Source organism: Primorskyibacter sp. S187A (assembly GCF_049800955.1).
Classification (GTDB): Bacteria; Pseudomonadota; Alphaproteobacteria; order Rhodobacterales; family Rhodobacteraceae; genus JAKVBH01.
Map to the genome: position 1 here is coordinate 76,006 of NZ_JBNAGA010000001.1, position 16,755 is coordinate 92,760.

13 protein-coding genes are annotated in these 16,755 nt (G+C 61.1%); 5 read left to right on the forward strand and 8 right to left on the reverse strand.

Annotated elements, in window-relative coordinates:
• Positions 1-22 precede the first annotated feature (22 nt).
• The 3 genes from ACP15S_RS00440 to ACP15S_RS00450 form a co-directional block, all read right to left on the reverse strand.
• On the reverse strand, positions 23-3,556 hold the full coding sequence (locus ACP15S_RS00440) for a calcium-binding protein (protein WP_425037414.1): 3,534 nt from the start codon (positions 3,554-3,556) through the stop codon (positions 23-25).
• Positions 3,557-4,043: 487 nt separating this feature from the next.
• A complete protein-coding gene (locus ACP15S_RS00445) occupies positions 4,044-4,976 on the reverse strand; it encodes a hypothetical protein (protein ID WP_425037416.1) in 933 nt (310 codons plus the stop codon).
• A 53-nt stretch (positions 4,977-5,029) separates the two neighbouring features.
• Complete coding sequence (locus tag ACP15S_RS00450; RefSeq protein ID WP_425037418.1) at positions 5,030-5,707, reverse strand: hypothetical protein; 678 nt, start codon at positions 5,705-5,707, stop codon at positions 5,030-5,032.
• On the opposite strand from ACP15S_RS00450, the gene ACP15S_RS00455 reads away from it, so the two are divergent.
• Positions 5,694-6,794 carry a hypothetical protein gene (locus ACP15S_RS00455; RefSeq protein ID WP_425037420.1) on the forward strand — a complete coding sequence of 367 codons (1,101 nt, stop codon included), beginning with the start codon at positions 5,694-5,696 and terminating at the stop codon, positions 6,792-6,794. The genes ACP15S_RS00450 and ACP15S_RS00455 overlap by 14 nt on opposite strands.
• 3 nt (positions 6,795-6,797) lie before the next feature.
• On the opposite strand, the gene ACP15S_RS00460 is transcribed toward ACP15S_RS00455, so the two are convergent.
• From ACP15S_RS00460 to ACP15S_RS00470, 3 genes are all read right to left on the reverse strand, one after another.
• Positions 6,798-7,427 (reverse strand): hypothetical protein, encoded by a 630-nt coding sequence (locus ACP15S_RS00460; RefSeq protein ID WP_425037422.1) that lies wholly within the window; start codon positions 7,425-7,427, stop codon positions 6,798-6,800.
• Positions 7,424-8,044 (reverse strand): hypothetical protein, encoded by a 621-nt coding sequence (locus ACP15S_RS00465; RefSeq protein WP_425037424.1) that lies wholly within the window; start codon positions 8,042-8,044, stop codon positions 7,424-7,426. Before ACP15S_RS00465 ends, ACP15S_RS00460 begins: the two co-directional genes overlap by 4 nt.
• A 139-nt stretch (positions 8,045-8,183) precedes the next feature.
• Entirely contained in the window at positions 8,184-8,633 is a 450-nt protein-coding gene (locus tag ACP15S_RS00470) for a helix-turn-helix domain-containing protein (RefSeq protein ID WP_425037426.1), read from the reverse strand.
• Between the two features lie 134 nt (positions 8,634-8,767).
• Here ACP15S_RS00470 and ACP15S_RS00475 point away from each other — a divergent pair, with 134 nt between their 5' ends.
• Both ACP15S_RS00475 and ACP15S_RS00480 read left to right on the forward strand, forming a co-directional pair.
• A complete protein-coding gene (locus tag ACP15S_RS00475; RefSeq protein WP_425037428.1) occupies positions 8,768-9,445 on the forward strand; it encodes a YqiJ family protein in 678 nt (225 codons plus the stop codon).
• 44 nt (positions 9,446-9,489) lie between these two features.
• Positions 9,490-11,172, forward strand: a complete 1,683-nt coding sequence (locus tag ACP15S_RS00480; protein WP_425037430.1) for a flotillin family protein — start codon at positions 9,490-9,492, stop codon at positions 11,170-11,172.
• Between the two features lie 70 nt (positions 11,173-11,242).
• Here ACP15S_RS00480 and ACP15S_RS00485 read toward each other — a convergent pair whose 3' ends face one another.
• Complete coding sequence (locus ACP15S_RS00485) at positions 11,243-11,656, reverse strand: VOC family protein (protein ID WP_425037432.1); 414 nt, start codon at positions 11,654-11,656, stop codon at positions 11,243-11,245.
• A 158-nt stretch (positions 11,657-11,814) separates the two neighbouring features.
• Entirely contained in the window at positions 11,815-13,614 is a 1,800-nt protein-coding gene (locus ACP15S_RS00490; RefSeq protein ID WP_425037434.1) for an NAD(P)-binding domain-containing protein, read from the reverse strand.
• Between the two features lie 407 nt (positions 13,615-14,021).
• Between ACP15S_RS00490 and ACP15S_RS00495 the strand changes: the two genes are divergently transcribed.
• Positions 14,022-15,356, forward strand: a complete 1,335-nt coding sequence (locus ACP15S_RS00495) for an NAD(P)-dependent oxidoreductase (RefSeq protein WP_425037435.1) — start codon at positions 14,022-14,024, stop codon at positions 15,354-15,356.
• A gap of 93 nt (positions 15,357-15,449) precedes the next feature.
• Entirely contained in the window at positions 15,450-16,754 is a 1,305-nt protein-coding gene (gene preA / locus ACP15S_RS00500; RefSeq protein WP_425037437.1) for an NAD-dependent dihydropyrimidine dehydrogenase subunit PreA, read from the forward strand.
• Position 16,755 lies beyond the last annotated feature (1 nt).

Sequence of the window (16,755 nt, forward strand, 5' to 3'; positions counted from 1 at the left end):
GCCTTCGCGCCCTGACGATTGCCTACAGGACGAGGTCAGTGACCACCAAAACAGGCGCGTCTTCGAGATCGAGTGAAAAGTCGCTCGCGCGGTCGCCATCAAGATCAACATAGAGCCGCCCGATCCCGTCATTGTACCGTACTTCGCCCGCAGTACCGGTATAGGCTGCAACAAAGGTCAATCCGTTTTGCAAACCGCTGAGGTCAATCTGGTCTTCGCCGGAGACGAAATCAACAATCACGCTCCGCTCACCTGTGGTATGATCGCTGTCCCGTACCGCATCAAAGACAAACGTATCTGCCCCGCTACCGCCGACGATGACATCGGCATCCCAACCACTGTCGAGACGGTCATTTCCGGCGCCGCCAAAGATGCGATCCCGGCCGGAACCGCCGCTGATTGTGTCATCGCCATTATTGCCCGCGAGAACATCATCTCCGGAATGGCCGAAGACACTGTCGTCGTTATTGCCGCCGCGAACCGTGTCGTCATCATTGCGCCCAAGCAAAACGTCATTACCATTGCCGCCGGAGACTTCATCGTCGCCGTCATTGCCATTGAGCGTATCCGCGCCAGCATTGCCGAAGATCAGATCATTCCCAACGCCGCCGAGCCCACTGTCCGCACCGTCACCGCCGACCAATGTGTCATTGCCTGAGCCGCCATCGAGCGCGTCCTCCCCGGCCCCGCCGTTCAGGCTGTCTGCATCATCTTCCCCACGCAAATCATCGTTGCCGTCCTCGCCGCGGATCGTGTCAGTCCCACGTCCGCCCAGAGCGAGGTCATCGCCATCGCCACCACGCAGGGAATCGTTGCCGGAGCCACCCGCAAGCGTGTCATTTCCATCGCCGCCCAGCAGCGTGTCGCGGTCCGCCCCGCCCTGGAGGTCATCGTTGCCCGTCCCGCCGTCCAGCGTGTCGGCTTGTGCGCCCCCGAACAGACGATCATCGTCAGAGCCGCCATAGAGCGCATCACGTCCGTTGTTGCCCGCAATCACATCGCGCTGCGCTCCGCCGTAGAGGCGATCATTTCCATTGGCGCCCCGCATCAGGTCATTTCCGCTGCGACCCAGCAGGAGATCATCATCGTTCCCGCCTGACATCGTGTCCTGCCCGTCATCGCCTTCCAGCGTATCCTCGCCGCTGTTGCCGAAGATCAGATCATCGCCAGCGCCGCCTTTGGCGCCGTCATTTCCATTGCCGCCCACGAGCGTGTCCTGCCCGGCGCCGCCAAAGAGATCGTCGGCGCCGTCGCCTGCGTTGAGACTGTCGTTGCCCGCATTGCCCGACAGGGTGTCGGCATTGGCATCCCCGCGCAGCGTGTCATCGCCGGACCCGCCCCGCAGGAGATCGTTGCCAGTCCCGCCGCGCAGGGAATCCGCGCCATCGTCGCCCTCCAGCGTATCGTTACCGCCTTCGCCGAAGAGCTGGTCATTGCCGGTATCGCCTGCAAGACTGTCATTGCCGTTGTCGCCGTTGCGGATGATCGATGCCGCGGCCAGATCAACCGTGAGAGTGACCTGCGCACCGGAGGGGTCGAATACAGCGATCTCAAGGGGGCCGCCTGAGACGTCCTCGTCGATAACCAGTTGCCCATCAGCGCTCAGAAAGACCCCCTCCCTCGGCGCAAGAAGTGTGAAGCTGAGCGCATCGCCGTCAGCATCTGAAACCGCGCCCGACAAATCGGTTTCCCCGCCGCGTGCGGCGGTGACATCCTCTTCTGCCTGCGGCGCGCGATTGCCCCCCAGCGGGGTCAGCGCGTAAAGGCCGTCGGGATTTTCCGCCGTGGGGACACCCAGCGCGATCAACGCGCCGCTGTCGTCAAAATACGCTCCTCGGAACTGAATACCAGCCATCGGCAGCGCCAGCGCTGTGCCAATCGGGAGCCCGGCCCCGTCCAGCTCTTGCAGGTAGAGGTCATTGCGAAACAGGGGAGACGCCACCTGACCGATGCCAAAGGTCCGGTCTTCGAAAGACATCGTGGCCAGAATTCGGAACGCGGAGACGGACGGATTGGGCAGGGTATCCGCGAGATTGGGAATGTTGAGCCGGTTAAACGGGGGGCTTTCAAAAAGCAGGTCCTCCGGATCATAGGTTTTCACCGTGTAGAGCAGCGAGAATTGCGAGCTCGTGATGACTTGCACGTGCCCGCGCGCATCGAGCGCCATCTCTTTTGCGTCCAGATTGCCCAGATCGATGGATGTCAGTAGGTCGCCGCTTGCATCGTGATGTTGTAAAAACGTGCGCGGCTGGGCCCCGCCGGTTGTCGAAAAGGTCACTTCATCGCCATTGTCGAGTGTCACGCTTTGAGAGAATGTCAGGGGCGTGACACCTTCTGGCGCGCTGATGTCCCAGCGGTCCCGGTCGAGATCGACGACCTGAAAAAACGGCTCATCGATGACGTCTTGTGCGCTGTCTGAGAACGTATTCCAGATCGCGGCCAGCTTGCCATTGGCCACGGCGATCTGTGGGGCGGATTGCTCTCCGATGGTGCGCGTGTTCAGCAGGAACTCTTCGTTGATCGGAATGCCGCGCCCGTCAAATTCGCGCGCGAAGACGCCCGGTGTCGGATCATCGCGCAGCCCGCTGGTGTCCGACCATGCAACGACAAATCCGCCATCTTCCAGCGTGACCAGAGCAGGCTGATGCTGCACGCTCGGTTTGGTGGCATTGGCGACAATCTCGCTCGTTTGCGAAACGCCATTGGCGTCAAAGATCTCAAACCGAATGTCGATCAGGTCACTGGTGGCGCTGCCGGATTGCCAGACGACGACAAATCCACCGCCCTTGAGCGCGGCGATCTCGCCATCAAACGGCGCGATGTCGGATGAAGAGGGGACCACGATGGGTGTCCCGATCTTCACGCCATTGGGCTGAAACATCTGAAATTCGACAGATTGGCTGCCCCCAATCGTGCTCGCGCCATCAAAGGCAACGACGAAGTTGCCGTTCTCAAGGGTGGTCACGGAGGTCTTGAACAAGCCCGAGGTCAGCGTCAGCGCGTTGACCGTGAGCGCGCCGGTCAGCGTTGTCTCGGGTGCTGACAGGATATTGGCTTTGACGATACCAGCGCTGCCCAGGTTCTCGACCCATGTTACAGCCGCGTTGCCGTTATCGAGAATAGTGATTGAGGGGCCGACTTGAGGGCCGTCCGGGCGGGCATCGGCGCGGAACCAATCAGGATCGAGGCGCTCCGCCGCGCCGCCCGCCAGATCGTCAAGCGTCACGGAGGTGACTGCCACGGCATAGTTTGTGGTCTCGACAGGTGCAGTACTGGCCGCGACCCAGATCTCGCCGGTATCGCTCACCGCAACATCGTAAAAATCCGTGACCGCGCGCCCGGCGGTGGCCTCCAGTGTTGTCACATTGCCGACCTTGTGGCCATTGGCATGGATGATCTGCATTTGCAGCCCGTTGTCCGCGGCATCGATCCATGTGGCGAGGAAATTGCCATCCGGCAAACCCGTCACCTTGTAGCCGAAATACGTGCCCGCACCGGACCCAAGCGCAGTTTCCGGTCCTGTTTTGGATGCGCTGGGGAAGAATCCGTCTGCCATAATAAGCCTCGATTGCAGTTAAATGACGTGTTCAGGCAATCGAGCAACTGGTTACCGGTCTCGGGCACGAACGATGAATGCGCAGAGCTTACCCCATCCATCGCCTCGCGCAATGACCTTGGCATTGCCGCATGGTCCGCTGAGATGGCACGGGCCTTGATCTTTGGACGTGGGCGCGGCTCCTATGCGGTCTGTCTTTGGAAGAAGCCTTCGTGGAGGGAAAGGGCCGGCATTGGGACAATGACGTGGGTCGCTTTGGCCGCCTTGATACGTCTGACCCCGCCTTAAGCACTTCGACGGAAACCTGATACATCGCGCATCACGAAAATCACGGGAAAACAGGTGCTTGGCAGCGTCGTCGTGATCCAGGTTGTTCGCGAAGTGCTATGGTTGATGTCTGCATTGGCGAGACTGACGTTTCAGAAGGTCGCCGTGGATTGGCGCTCAGAAAACGTCTAGAGTAGGACGCAAGCCGCCCAACCGTAGTTCAACGGCGGCGGCGCAATCCGCGCAGAACCTTGCGGGTGTGCCAACTTGGGGGCCGCCGGGTTTGCGGCGCGGGGTTACCCTCGGCATCGGTCGCAAACCGGCGCAACATGTCTTTCAGAACGAGGCCCAGAGATGTCAGGATTGGGAAGATCGTGGCGATGGCGATCAGCAACGGGCTTTTCAACGTGATGTCGACCCAGGAGGGCTTGCTGATAACAGGCTGCGGCACGCCATCATATTCGATCGACAAACGGGCATCGGAAAATTCCGACACGAGAGACACATCCATGACGGGTTTGTCTGACCGCTTCGCCACATGCCCGAAGCTCACGGCAGGCACCAAGTCACGCGCTTCATCCATCTGGAGGATTTTCACCCGTGTCCCTGCAGCAAAAGTGCCGTCTTTAACGGCTTCTGTCGCAGTCCCGAAGAGAAAGGCCGGTCGTCCGGCTTCGCGTGCCTGCCATGTGCCCGACCAGAGGTAATTGCGCGTGGCGCCCGAGGCCAGGGGCTGGCCCAGCGTGACAAACGCGCGAAGCAAGAGCGCGCCAGACCGGTCCCACCCCTCGGGGCTGACCAAGACAAAGCCTCTGCGCGCAAGGGTCTCCGTTTCGCTCAAGGCTGTGATGCGCAGGCTCCCGTCTGGATCAATGGTTAGCCGCAGGACGTCGCCCGCGCCCCATTCGGGCAAGACCTCTCCGCGCGGGCCTTCCGGCGCCGCTGCCGCGCCGCAGGGATCGGTCGCGCCGAGCCGTGGGATGGCAACCGGCGCACAGACCAGAGCATCCGCCAGCCGCCAATCAGGCTGTTGCGCTGTGAATTCCAGCTCAAGATACGAGGTTTGCGCCTCGATCAGGTAGCTGCGTTGGTTTGCGACAGAGAGCAGCGCCGTGAAGATCAGGGGCAGGATCAGTGCCAGCAGGACAAGCATCGTCGCCCCTCGGTGCACTAGCCGCAGGCAAACCGCCCTCCATCCCGTGGGTTTTACGGAAGCCACAATGTGATCTCTTCGCGCGGGGCCGCTTCGCCGTCGACGATCCGGAGAAGAGACACGTCGACCGGGCCGCTGGATGTGTCTGGCGGCAACGGGCAGAGCGTGTCGTAGGCAATACGTGTCTCAAGCGGGGCAGGTTCGCATGCAATGGGTGTGATACTGTCGCCCAGGTAGAGATACACCTGCTCGGCCTGAAATCCGTTGACCAAAAGCCCCGGAGCGGATTGCGCTTCGCCCCAGACGGTGAGCGCGACATCCGTCACACGGGTCTCGCACGCGCCGCGGCTCAGGCGCACGCTCACACTGTCGCGCGGCCGCCCAGCCAGCGCCGCATTCAACGTGCTTTTGGGGTAGGGAACACCGGTCATGCCCCCGGCCCAGCTTGCGGGCACGGTATATTCATTGGCGGCAAGGTATTGCCCCTCCACCGTGATCACACGCGCGCACAAAATCTCGCTCTGCCACGCCGCCGGAATGTAGGCTTGCAGGGCCAATTCCTCAGATGGCGCGCTGGAGAATTGGAGCCCCGCGATGAATTGCCCGGCGATCAAGGCCGTGTCAGACACAGTTTCGTTGAATGGATCGGTTGCCAGTTGCAGGTCTTCGGCGCAGACTGCACTGGCCAATCCAATTGCCCCAGCCGCCAGACAAGACATGACCGTTTGCATCACGCACCTTTTCCGTCAAACCCTTGTGTTAACCTTAGCCATTGTGCTGCTTGCTGCCAATGCTGGCTGGGCACAAAGCGTGCGCATCCAAAGCGGTGAGGGCAACAGGGGCTATGGCTGGATGTTTCAGCATGCCGGCAATTGCTATGTGATCTTCCCGCGGCATGTGGCGGGCGCCGCACATTTTGATCGTGTCTCCGTCACGACAGCCGCGCCCGTGGTCAATGATCAGGCGTTTGTCATGCGCCCTTTCTGGCCGCAGATCGACCTGGTCGTGGGGGTGATTGATCGCGGTGCGCTGGACGATCGCTGCACGGCCCGCCTGGCCGATTTGCGCGTCTCCTCGCAGGGGCGTTCCGCAGACAGAGCCCGGATGCATCGGATCAGCGCGCTGGGCACCGAAGAATGGGTGCCCCTTGAGATACGCAACCGCAGCTATCTGGAATTCGAAGGCGTTGTCAGCAATGCGGCGAGCGAGATCAGCGAGGGCACATCAGGCGCGTTTGCCTTCGTTGGCGGGCGTCCCATCGGGATGGCGACAAATACGGACCAACGCGACTACGCGGTTTTCATGCGGGCCGAAGAAATCGCGATGAACCTCGAGCGGTTTTTCTCGGAACGCTCTGTGGCCTTTGCAAACCCGAACACGCCTACGCCCAAGGCCGATCCGAATACCGCGACGCAGAAGGCAGGGCTTGTGATCGCGCAGGCCCTGACCAACACGCCGCCGCTCCTGCCGCAGCATGCACCGGAGAACCTGCAAGGCGAAGGGCTCTACGTGGCTCAGCCGCAGGGGGCAATTGAGCTGACCTTGCGTCTGAGTGGAGATGATCTTCAGCCCGTCCAGCGCTTGCGCATGCGCGCGCCGGGGGACGGGGGGTTTGCCGTGCCCAAGGATATCGTGGTGCTATTGGACCAAACCGAAGCGGGCAAGAACTTTCGCTTTTGGCGCGACGGGCAGATGCGGCCCGACGGCGTGTTCGACACAGGGCAGGTTGCCGCCCGCAATGCGCGTTGGGTCCGCATTTTGATCTCCAGCGCCTGGGAGGCTGGCCCTCTGGCGCTGGACGAGGTCGTGATCGAGTAGGCGTCAATGCGACAGGTGCAGTTCTGCTTTCAATGGATCGTCTATCTTCTCAACGCTCGCCGCACCGGACAGTGTAGCGCCGTCCGCAAAGCCCAATCTGGCGTTCAGGTGCGGCACTTTTACGAAAATCCCGTCGCTGTTGAGCGATACGGCACAACCGCTGGTCTGGTTTGCCATCTGGTAACAGCCCTTTTCGGCATCAAACGGCCCGACATCGATTGTGACATAGGCCGTCCCCTCAGGTGAGACCGCCGCATCCAGATAATAGCGCGTCCATTTGGCAAAGTTGGCAAGGCCATCCTCGGACACACCGGACAGTGCCAGAGTAATCGGAACGCCGGTATCCAGAACATGCCTGGCCGCAATCATCCGAAGCTCCGGATTTGACGCCTGAAACCCAAAGGAAACTGCGCTGCGGACAAGGCTTTGATCGCCTGACGCGAGCATGATTTCCATTGCCGCCGCAGATCGCGCGGGATCGGGATCGTTCAGAAGTGTCTCGTAGGGCGACAACGCATTGACCCGCTGATCCACAAGGGCCGCAAGCGCCTCGGCGTTCAGGAGGTGGCTTTCAGCATGGGCGGGGCCGGTGAGTAAAGCTGCGGTGAGGGCAAGAGACAGCGCGCGGATCATTGCATCAAACGGATGCGCATCGGCACCGGCTCGCCGACATTGTAGAGAAAGCCTTCGCCCGTCAGCACACCATCTGGCCCAAGAACCATCTGCGTCGTGAGGGTGCTGTCGATCTTCAGGATGACGCCATCGGTTGTCAGCGTGAAGAGGCATGCGCCATCGGTCCGGCGCGTGTAACAGCTTTGCTTCTCGTCATACTCGCCAATAAGCAGCTGGGCCGAGCCAATATTTTGGGAATCGACGCTGCCCTTGAGCCAGGACAGGATGGAATTGGAGAACTGGGGCGTGTCGATCTTGGAGCCGTCCATGCTCAGGTTGAGGGCAGGTCTGGACGCAAGAACGCCGCGCAAGGCGATGTCCTGCACCTGCGGGTTGGGCGATTGCAAACCAAACTCGATGGCCATCTTCGCCAGATCATTATCCCCCGATTCCAGCATGACCTCCATCGCAGCAAGGCTGCGCCGCGGGTCAGGATCGTTGAGCAGAGCCTGATACGGGTTTGCCGCTTCCAGCTTGGCGTCGATCTTGGCCAGGAGTTCTTCAGGCGTCGGTGTCTGTGCGGTGATTGGACCCGCGATCATCACAAGACCTGCAAGAATCAAAAGATGTTTTTTCATAGTGGCGTCCCCGGAATTCAAACTACCGGTACTGTGCCACATCTTGCGCGAAGGAGAAGCCTTTTCGCGCGCAAGGCCGGGCGTTATGCGCGAAATGTGCTATCGGCCCGGCGGCAAGTCGGACATGGCGGCCAAAGGATCACTCGGGTATTTCCCAGAAATCGCTGGGCATATCATGCAGCAACTCTGCAATCTTGTCGTCAATCCAATCGGCCCGTTCCTCCACGGACCATGACGAGACCGCGTCTTCGTGAGCCAGCAAGGCTGTGGCCTTGTCTCGGGCATGGCGGTATTTCATGTCTTCAACGCGCCCATCGGGCACAATCGCATAGACGAATTTACCGCCCATGGCGGCGGCGAGCTGTTCCATCTGTTTGAGCGAAACCGCACCGTCCTGTTCGCTGCGTTCGGCTTGATAAACCGCATTCCGGCTCACACCCTTGCGCCGCGCCACAAATTCGGCAGACATGCCCAGGGCGCGCCGCATGGTCGAAATCCAGCCCCGTTCCGGTGTCTCGACGCGGTCGAGATTGCTGGCGGCGCGGTCGATCCAGCGGGCAAGCCGGCGTTGTTCCATATAGTTGGGCACGATAAAGAACGTCTCTTTCTGCTAGATATGAGCAGGATACATGTAATGAATATATTTTCAAATGCGAAACTTTTGCACATATATCATTCACATTTATGTCAGTCGTGCTTATATAAATATTGAAAGGATTGTAGATGTACGCATTGTTGACGTCCGCCGGGACGATCCCGTTTACGATATCATTGGCTGTTGTTCTGGGCCTGTTCGTGCTGGAGCTGCTGAGCGCTTTGCTGGGCAGCACGTTCTTGGGCGCAGGCACGGATGCGCCGGATGTGGATCTGGACGCGGATTTTGATCTCTCGGTGGACGCAGATGCTGCGCTGGATCTCGACGTAGACGCTGCTGACGGTCTGGATGCCGGAACGACGGGTGGGGTGTTTACCTGGATCGGGGCGCGCGATGTGCCGTTTTTGATCTGGCTGGTGTCATTCCTGACGATGTTCGGCCTGATGGGGCTCATCCTGCAATCTGCTGTGGGGAGCCTGCTGGGCATCCAACTGCCCGCCCTTGTCGCAGTGGCCATTGCCGCCGTGCCGGCGTTGGCTGTCACGCGGGTGATCGCGAATTGGGTAGCCCTGCTCATGCCCAAGACCGAGACAACAGCACTCAAGCCGCGGCATCTGAGCGGCGCGCGTGGCACGATCACGCAAGGCACAGCCTCTCGCGGCAAACCCGCTGAGGTCAAGATCCGGGACCGGTTTGGCAACATCCACTATCTGCGCGTTGAACCGCTGCATGAGACTGACAGCTTCCCACAAGGCAGCGATGTCACGCTGATACGCAAGCGCGGAGACCGGTTCTTCGTCATCTGATCCCGGCGCGTCCAACACACGACCAACACTTAAGGAGTATCTCAATGGATTTAACTTCCATCGCTATCATTGCCGCAGTCATCGTTGGCCTGCTTGTTTTCATTGGCCTGATCATGGCCCGCCTCTACAAACGCACCACACGCGAGACCAGCATCGTGCGGACCGGTTCCGGCGGGCGGAAGGTCATCATGGATGGCGGTGTTGTGGTGGTCCCCTTCCTGCACGAGATTTCCATGGTCAACATGAAAACCTTGCGCCTTGAGGTGTCTCGCGTCGAGGATCAGTCCTTGATCACCAAGGATCGCATGCGCGTGGATGTTGGCGTGGAGTTTTATGTCTCTGTGAACCCCACCGATGAAGGCATCGCCCGCGCGGCCCAAACGCTGGGCGACCGTACCTTCCACGTGGATCAGTTGCGCGAGATGATCGAAGGCAAGCTCGTCGATGGTTTGCGCGCCGTGGCTGCTCAGATGACGATGGATGAGCTGCATGAGAACCGTGCGAGTTTTGTCCAGGAAGTGCAGAATGCGATTTCCGAGGACCTATTGAAAAACGGTCTGGAGCTGGAGGCCGTGTCTCTGACAGCCCTCGATCAGACCCCCTTTGAAAGCCTGGATGAGAACAATGCCTTCAACGCGGTTGGGATGCAGAAGCTTGCAGCCGTGATCGCCACGTCGCGCAAGCAGCGGGCCGAAATCACGGCGGAAGCGGATGTCTCCGTGGCCCGGTCCGAGATGGAAGCCGAGAAGCGCAAGTATGAGATCGAGCGCGAGCAAAAGGAGGCCTCCATCGCGCAGGTGCGCGAAATTCAGACCCTGCAAGCTGAGCAAGAGGCTGAGATTGCCCGTAATCAGGAAGCCTCTGACCGTGCCAAGGAAGAGGCCCGCATCGCCCGTGAGCGCGCTGTGCGCGCCGCTGAGATTGAGCGTGAGCGCGTGATCCGGGAGGCCGAGATTGCCAATGAGCGTGAGCTTGAAGTGGCCGATCAGGAGCGTCAGATCATCATTGCACGCAAGTCCGAGGAGGAAAGCCAGGCCCGCGCCAGCGCCGACCAGGCCCGCGCCGAGGCCAAGAAAGCTGCCGAGGCGATTGAGACGGCCCGGGCCGTGGCCGAAGCGGAGCGTCAAAAGCAGATCGCGCTGATCGAAGCCGCCAAGGAAGCGGAGCGTCAGGCCACGGCAATCCGTTTGGCCGCCGAGGCGGAAAAGGAAGCCGCGGCAGACAGGGCAGCAGCAAAGCTCGAAGAAGCGCAGGCTGATGCCAATGCTCTGACCGTGCGGGCGGAAGCCAAGCGCAAGGATTTGCTGGCCACTGCGGAGGGCCAGAAGGCGATCGCCAACTCGGAAAACGAGCTCAGCGCAGAGATCGTGGCCATGAAAGTGCGCCTTGCGCAGCTGGAGGCCATGCCTGCGATCATCGCCGAGATGGTGAAACCTGCCGAGAAAATCGACTCGATCAAGATCCACCAGGTCACCGGCATGGGCCAGCCTTCAGGCGGCGGCGCGGATGCGTCTGGCGGCACGCCGGTCAACCAAGCGCTCGATTCCGTCCTCGGCATGGCCTTGCAGATGCCCGCGATGCAGGCGCTGGGCAAGGAGCTGGGCGTCAGTCTGGAGAACGGCGTTGCGGGTGTTGCGAATGATGTCATGGGCGTCAAAAGCGCCGCGCCTGCCGTAACCAACGGCGCGGCGCAGCCCGAGACATCCGAGGACGGCGTCGTCCAGTAAAGGCATCGCGCGCAGGCCAGCGGAAACGCCAGCGTCCCGTGCGGGCGCTGGCGTTTTGTTTTGGGCCCGGTCAGTCGTCCCGTCCGGGCTCGTCGGGATTGCTGGAGAAAAGTGCGATCTTGTTGCCTTGCGGATCGCGCAGATAGCCCACGTAGAACCGAGGCCCGTAGGCCGCGCGAAACCCCGGTTGCCCCTCATCCGTTCCGCCTGCGGCCAGCGCTGCGGCGTGCAGCGCGCGGACCTGTGCCTGCGTTCGTGCCTCAAAGGCGACCATCGTGCCATTGCCACTGGAGGCGGCCGTGCCATCAAATGGTGGCTTCACGTAGAATTCCGGCAACACAGGCTGGCCGGGATCTTCAGGCAAAGCGAAACTCAAGCCCTCGGGGCCTTCTTTGAGGCTGTAGCCCAAGTCAGGGAGAAAGGCCGTGTAGAAACGCTTGGCCTGCGCGATATCATCGGCGCCGACCGAGACATAGGACATCATTCAAAACACGCCTTTTGCATTGGTGTATCGCTCCGTTTGCCGAGTGTGCGGCCCCAGCGCTGGGGCCGCCACCTCCGCCTCACTCCGTGTGATGCACATCCTGCAAGCCATAGACCGGTGTCGGGAGCGGCCCCAGCGCTGGGGCCGCCACCTCCGCCTCACTCCGTGTGATGCACATCCTGCAAGCCATAGACCGGTGTCGGGATGCCTTCCATCCGTGCTTTGATCTGCAGGCTCAGGAATTGCGAGTAGTGCCGGGATTGATGCAGATTGCCGCCGTGCATCCACAGGTTCGGGACCTGCGTCGGCTTCCACATGTTGCGCTGCTCGCCTTCCCAGGGGCCGGGGTCCTTGGTTGTGTCCGAGCCGAGCCCCCAGCATTTGCCGAGCTGATCTGCCATCTCCTGGCCCATGAGGTCCGCGACCCAGCCGTTCATGGAATTGTATCCCGTGGCATAGACCACGAGATCAGCGTCCAGATGGGTGCCGTCGTCCAGAATGACGCCGGTTTCGTCCAGCGCGGTGACCTGTCCGCGCTTGAGCTTGATCTGGCCATCGATGATCAGCTGGCTTGCGCCTACGTCGATGTAGTAGCCAGAGCCACGGCGCAGGTATTTCATGAAAAGCCCGCTCTCGTCATCGCCCCAGTCCAGCCAGAACCCCGCCTTCTCCAGCCCGTCGTAGAAGTCCTTGTCCTGCTCTTTCATGGCGGCATAGGCCGGGATCTGGAATTCATGCAGGATGCGGTAGGGCAGGGAGGCGAAGATGAGATCGGCTTTCTCCGTCGTCATGCCCGACGCGACCGCGCGCTCGGAATAGAGATCGCCCAGGGCCACCTCCATCAAGGTCTCGGAGCGCACGATATGGGTTGAGGAGCGCTGCACCATCGTCACATCCGCATCGCCTTCCCAGAGTGCGGCGCAAATGTCATGGGCGGAATTGTTGGACCCCACGACAACGACCTTCTTGCCTGCCCAATTGTCGGGCCCGTCATGTTCGGAGGAGTGCTGCTGCACGCCCTGGAAGACATCCATGCCCGGAAACTCTGGCATGCGCTTTTTGCCTGACATGCCCGTGGCCATGATCAATTGCTTGGGTTTGAGGACAACCTCTTCACCATCGCGGTCAACGGTGATCGTCCAGGCGCCCGAAGCCTCATCGAAACTCGCGGATTTGGCCGTCGTGCGCGTCCAGTAATTGAGTTCCATGACCTTGGTATACATCTCGAGCCAATCGCCAATCTTGTCCTTGGGCGAGAAGACGGGCCAGTTCTCGGGGAATTTGATGTAAGGCAGATGATCGTACCAGACCGGGTCATGCAGGCACAGCGACTTATAGCGATTGCGCCAGCTGTCGCCGGGGCGCTCGTTCTTCTCCACGATGATCGTGGGCACACCCAGTTGCCTCAGCCGCGCGCCCATGGCGATGCCGCCCTGTCCGCCGCCGATGATGACGCAATAGGGCTGCGTCTCGTAGCCCAGCTCCGCCTCCTCTTGCGCGCGTTCCTCGGCCCATGTGGTGCGGTTTTTGCCAGCGCCGTGTTTGGCGCCCATGGGACGGTTGGTCCCGGCAGGCTCTTCATGCCCTTTCAGCTCGACCATCGTGGTCAGCAAGGTCCAGATCTTGTCGCCCTTGAGGCGCACAAGGCCATAGCCGCGCGACACCTCCGTCTCGAACTCGATCCAGGCTGTTGTGATGCCGCCGTCTTCCGTGGGGATCTCGCCCTCTGCCAGCCGCCATTGCGTGGGTTTGACATGGGGCAACTGGCTGGTGAGCATCTCGGCTACTTGCGCTTTGCCTTCGACAGTCTTGATGTTCCAGGTGAAGCTGACGAGATCGCGCCAGTAGCAATCCTCGTCAAACATCTCCGTGGCGCGGGCCACATCGCCTTGCGACAAGGCCTCCCCAAAGGCATCCAGAAATGCCTGGGTCTGATCCGTAACTGTCGTGTCGAGCATATTGTCCTCCCGTACCATGCCAACTTGACGCAACGTTAACACGCTCCTCGATTCGATCTAGGGCGGTGATCAGGACTTCGGGAAATTCCGCTCAACAGCTTGGCGCCAAAGCGCGGGCCTTCGCGTCCTTGAAGCCTGACGCCTTTGTCGGAGGCACCGGCTCAAAGCAGGATTTTGCCCAGAGTTTGGGCACCATGGCGGGGCCAAGACGGCGCGGGGATTTCCCCTCGGGCGTTGCATCGCAGGATCATTTCTCGGAATCGCATTACTTTTGAATGGTTTGCGCAGTCTCCGTAGCAATATGGCGCTGAGCGCAGGCGCTGTTTTTCTCCAAGTAAAAATTTTACCATCTGGTCAGGAATCAACTTCTGTGCTGGAGTGTGAGTGTCCAAAAACGGGAATCAGCCATGACCACACCCCAGCGCAGCGACGGCGTGCAGCCCGGGCGGCTCGGTCCAGCCGCTCTTGAAGACAATTTCAGCGATGCCTATCCGCCCCTCGACGCCCATGAGGCGGTGGTGGCAGCCGATAGGTGCTATTTCTGCCACGACGCGCCCTGCATCACAGCCTGTCCGACAGAGATCGACATCCCGCTGTTTATCCGCCAGATCGCCACGGGCACGTCAGAGGCCGCGGCCCGCACCATTCTGGAGCAGAACATTCTGGGCGGTATGTGTGCCCGGGTGTGCCCCACGGAGACGCTCTGCGAAGAGGCCTGCGTGCGCGAAGCGGCGGAAGGCAAGCCGGTCGAGATTGGCAAGTTGCAGCGCCATGCCACGGATACGCTGATGGCCACGGGCGCGCATCCCTTCACGCGCGCCGCGCCCACGGGCAAGACCGTGGCCGTTGTCGGCGCCGGACCCGCCGGGATGGCCTGCGCGCACAGGCTGGCGATGCACGGCCACAACGTCGTGATGTTCGAGGCCCGCGCCAAAGGGGGCGGTCTCAACGAATTTGGCATTGCCGCCTACAAATCGACCGACGACTTCGCGCAGCGCGAGCTGGACTGGTTGCTCCAGATCGGCGGGATCGAGATGCGCTACAATGCGCGGCTCGGCCAGGAGATCACGCTGGACAGCCTGCGCGCGGAATATGATGCCGTGTTTCTCGGCATGGGGCTTGCTGGCGTGAATGCGCTTGGCGTCCCGGGAGAAGACAAATCCCATGCGACCGATGCGGTTGAGTTCATCTCCGAGCTGCGTCAGGCCAGCGATCTTGCCACGCTTCCCGTGGGCCGCAGGGTCGTTGTGATCGGTGGCGGGATGACGGCCATCGACGCAGGTGTGCAGTCCAAATTGCTCGGGGCGGAGGAGGTTACGATCGTCTACCGCCGGGGCCAAGACGCCATGGGCGCCTCCGCCAAGGAACAGCAACATGCGCAGAAAAAAGGCGTGCGTCTGATCTGCAATGCAGCACCTGTCGGTGTGGAAGGCAATGGCAGCCTCACTGGCGTGACCTTCGCCTATACCGAAACGGTGGATGGGGCGCTTGTGATGACGGATGACACCTTCACCCTGCCCGCAGATCAGGTCTTCAAGGCGATTGGCCAAACGCTCGATGGCGTGCCCGAAGGGCTCAGTCTCGATGGCCGCAAGATCGCGGTCTCGGGCACAGGCGCCACGAGCCTGAAAGGCGTCTGGGCCGGAGGCGATTGTGCCGCGGGTGGCGATGACCTCACCGTGACTGCCGTAGCCGAGGGCCGCGACGCCGCCGAAGACATTCACCGCGCCCTTATGGGCTGACCCCGTCCTGCGACGGATCCGAAACCTCGCCGACCCAGCGCGCACCGACCCGGCACAAACCGACCCCGCGCAAACCGACCCAGGGAGACATCCATGGCAGATCTCAGCACAGACTTTCTTGGCATCAAGAGCCCCAATCCTTTCTGGCTGGCCTCCGCGCCGCCCACCGACAAGGAATACAACGTCCGCCGCGCTTTTGAGGCCGGATGGGGCGGAGTTGTCTGGAAGACCCTTGGCGAAGAAGGCCCGCCCGTCGTCAATGTCAACGGCCCGCGCTACGGCGCGATCTGGGGGGCGGATCGTCGGCTGCTGGGGCTCAACAATATCGAATTGATCACCGACAGACCGCTGGAGGTGAACCTCGAGGAGATGGCGCGGGTCAAGGCTGATTATCCCGACCGTGCGCTGATCGCGTCCATCATGGTGCCCTGCGAAGAGCAGGCCTGGAAACGCATCCTGCCGCGCGTGGCCGAGACGGGGGCAGATGGGATTGAGCTGAATTTTGGCTGTCCGCACGGGATGAGCGAACGTGGTATGGGCTCTGCCGTGGGGCAGGTGCCGGAATATATCGAGATGGTCACGCGCTGGTGCAAACAATATTACGACCGCCCCGTCATCGTGAAGCTCACCCCCAATATCACCGATGTCCGCTACCCCGCGCGCGCCGCGAAAAACGGGGGCGCGGATGCGGTCTCGCTCATCAACACGATCTCGTCGATCACATCCGTGAACCTCGATACGATGAGCCCCGAACCCTCGATTGACGGCAAAGGCAGCCATGGCGGCTATTGCGGCCCCGCGGTCAAACCCATCGCGCTCAACATGGTGGCTGAAATTGCGCGCGACCCGGAGACCCATGGTCTGCCGATCTCAGGCATTGGCGGGGTCACCACATGGCGCGATGCCGCTGAATTCCTCAGCCTTGGCGCGGGCAATGTGCAGGTCTGCACCGCCGCCATGACCTATGGCTTCAAGGTGGTGCAGGAGATGATCTCCGGCTTGAGCCAATGGATGGACGAGCAGGGCTATACCTCTGTCGAACAGGTTGTGGGGCGCGCGGTGCCCAATGTGACGGATTGGCAATATCTCAACCTCAACCACGTGACGAAAGCGCGGATTGATCAGGATCTCTGCATCAAATGCGGGCGCTGCTACGCGGCCTGCGAGGATACTTCCCATCAGGCGATTTCCATGTCTGCTGATCGGGTGTTTGACGTGAAGGATGACGAGTGCGTCGCCTGCAACCTGTGCGTCAATGTCTGCCCGGTGGAGAATTGCATCACCATGGAAACACTGCAGCCTGGTCAGGTGGACGAACGGACCGGCAAGGTTGTAGAGGAGGCCTATGCCAACTGGACAACCCACCCCAACAACCCGGGCGCCACGGCGGCTGAGTAGC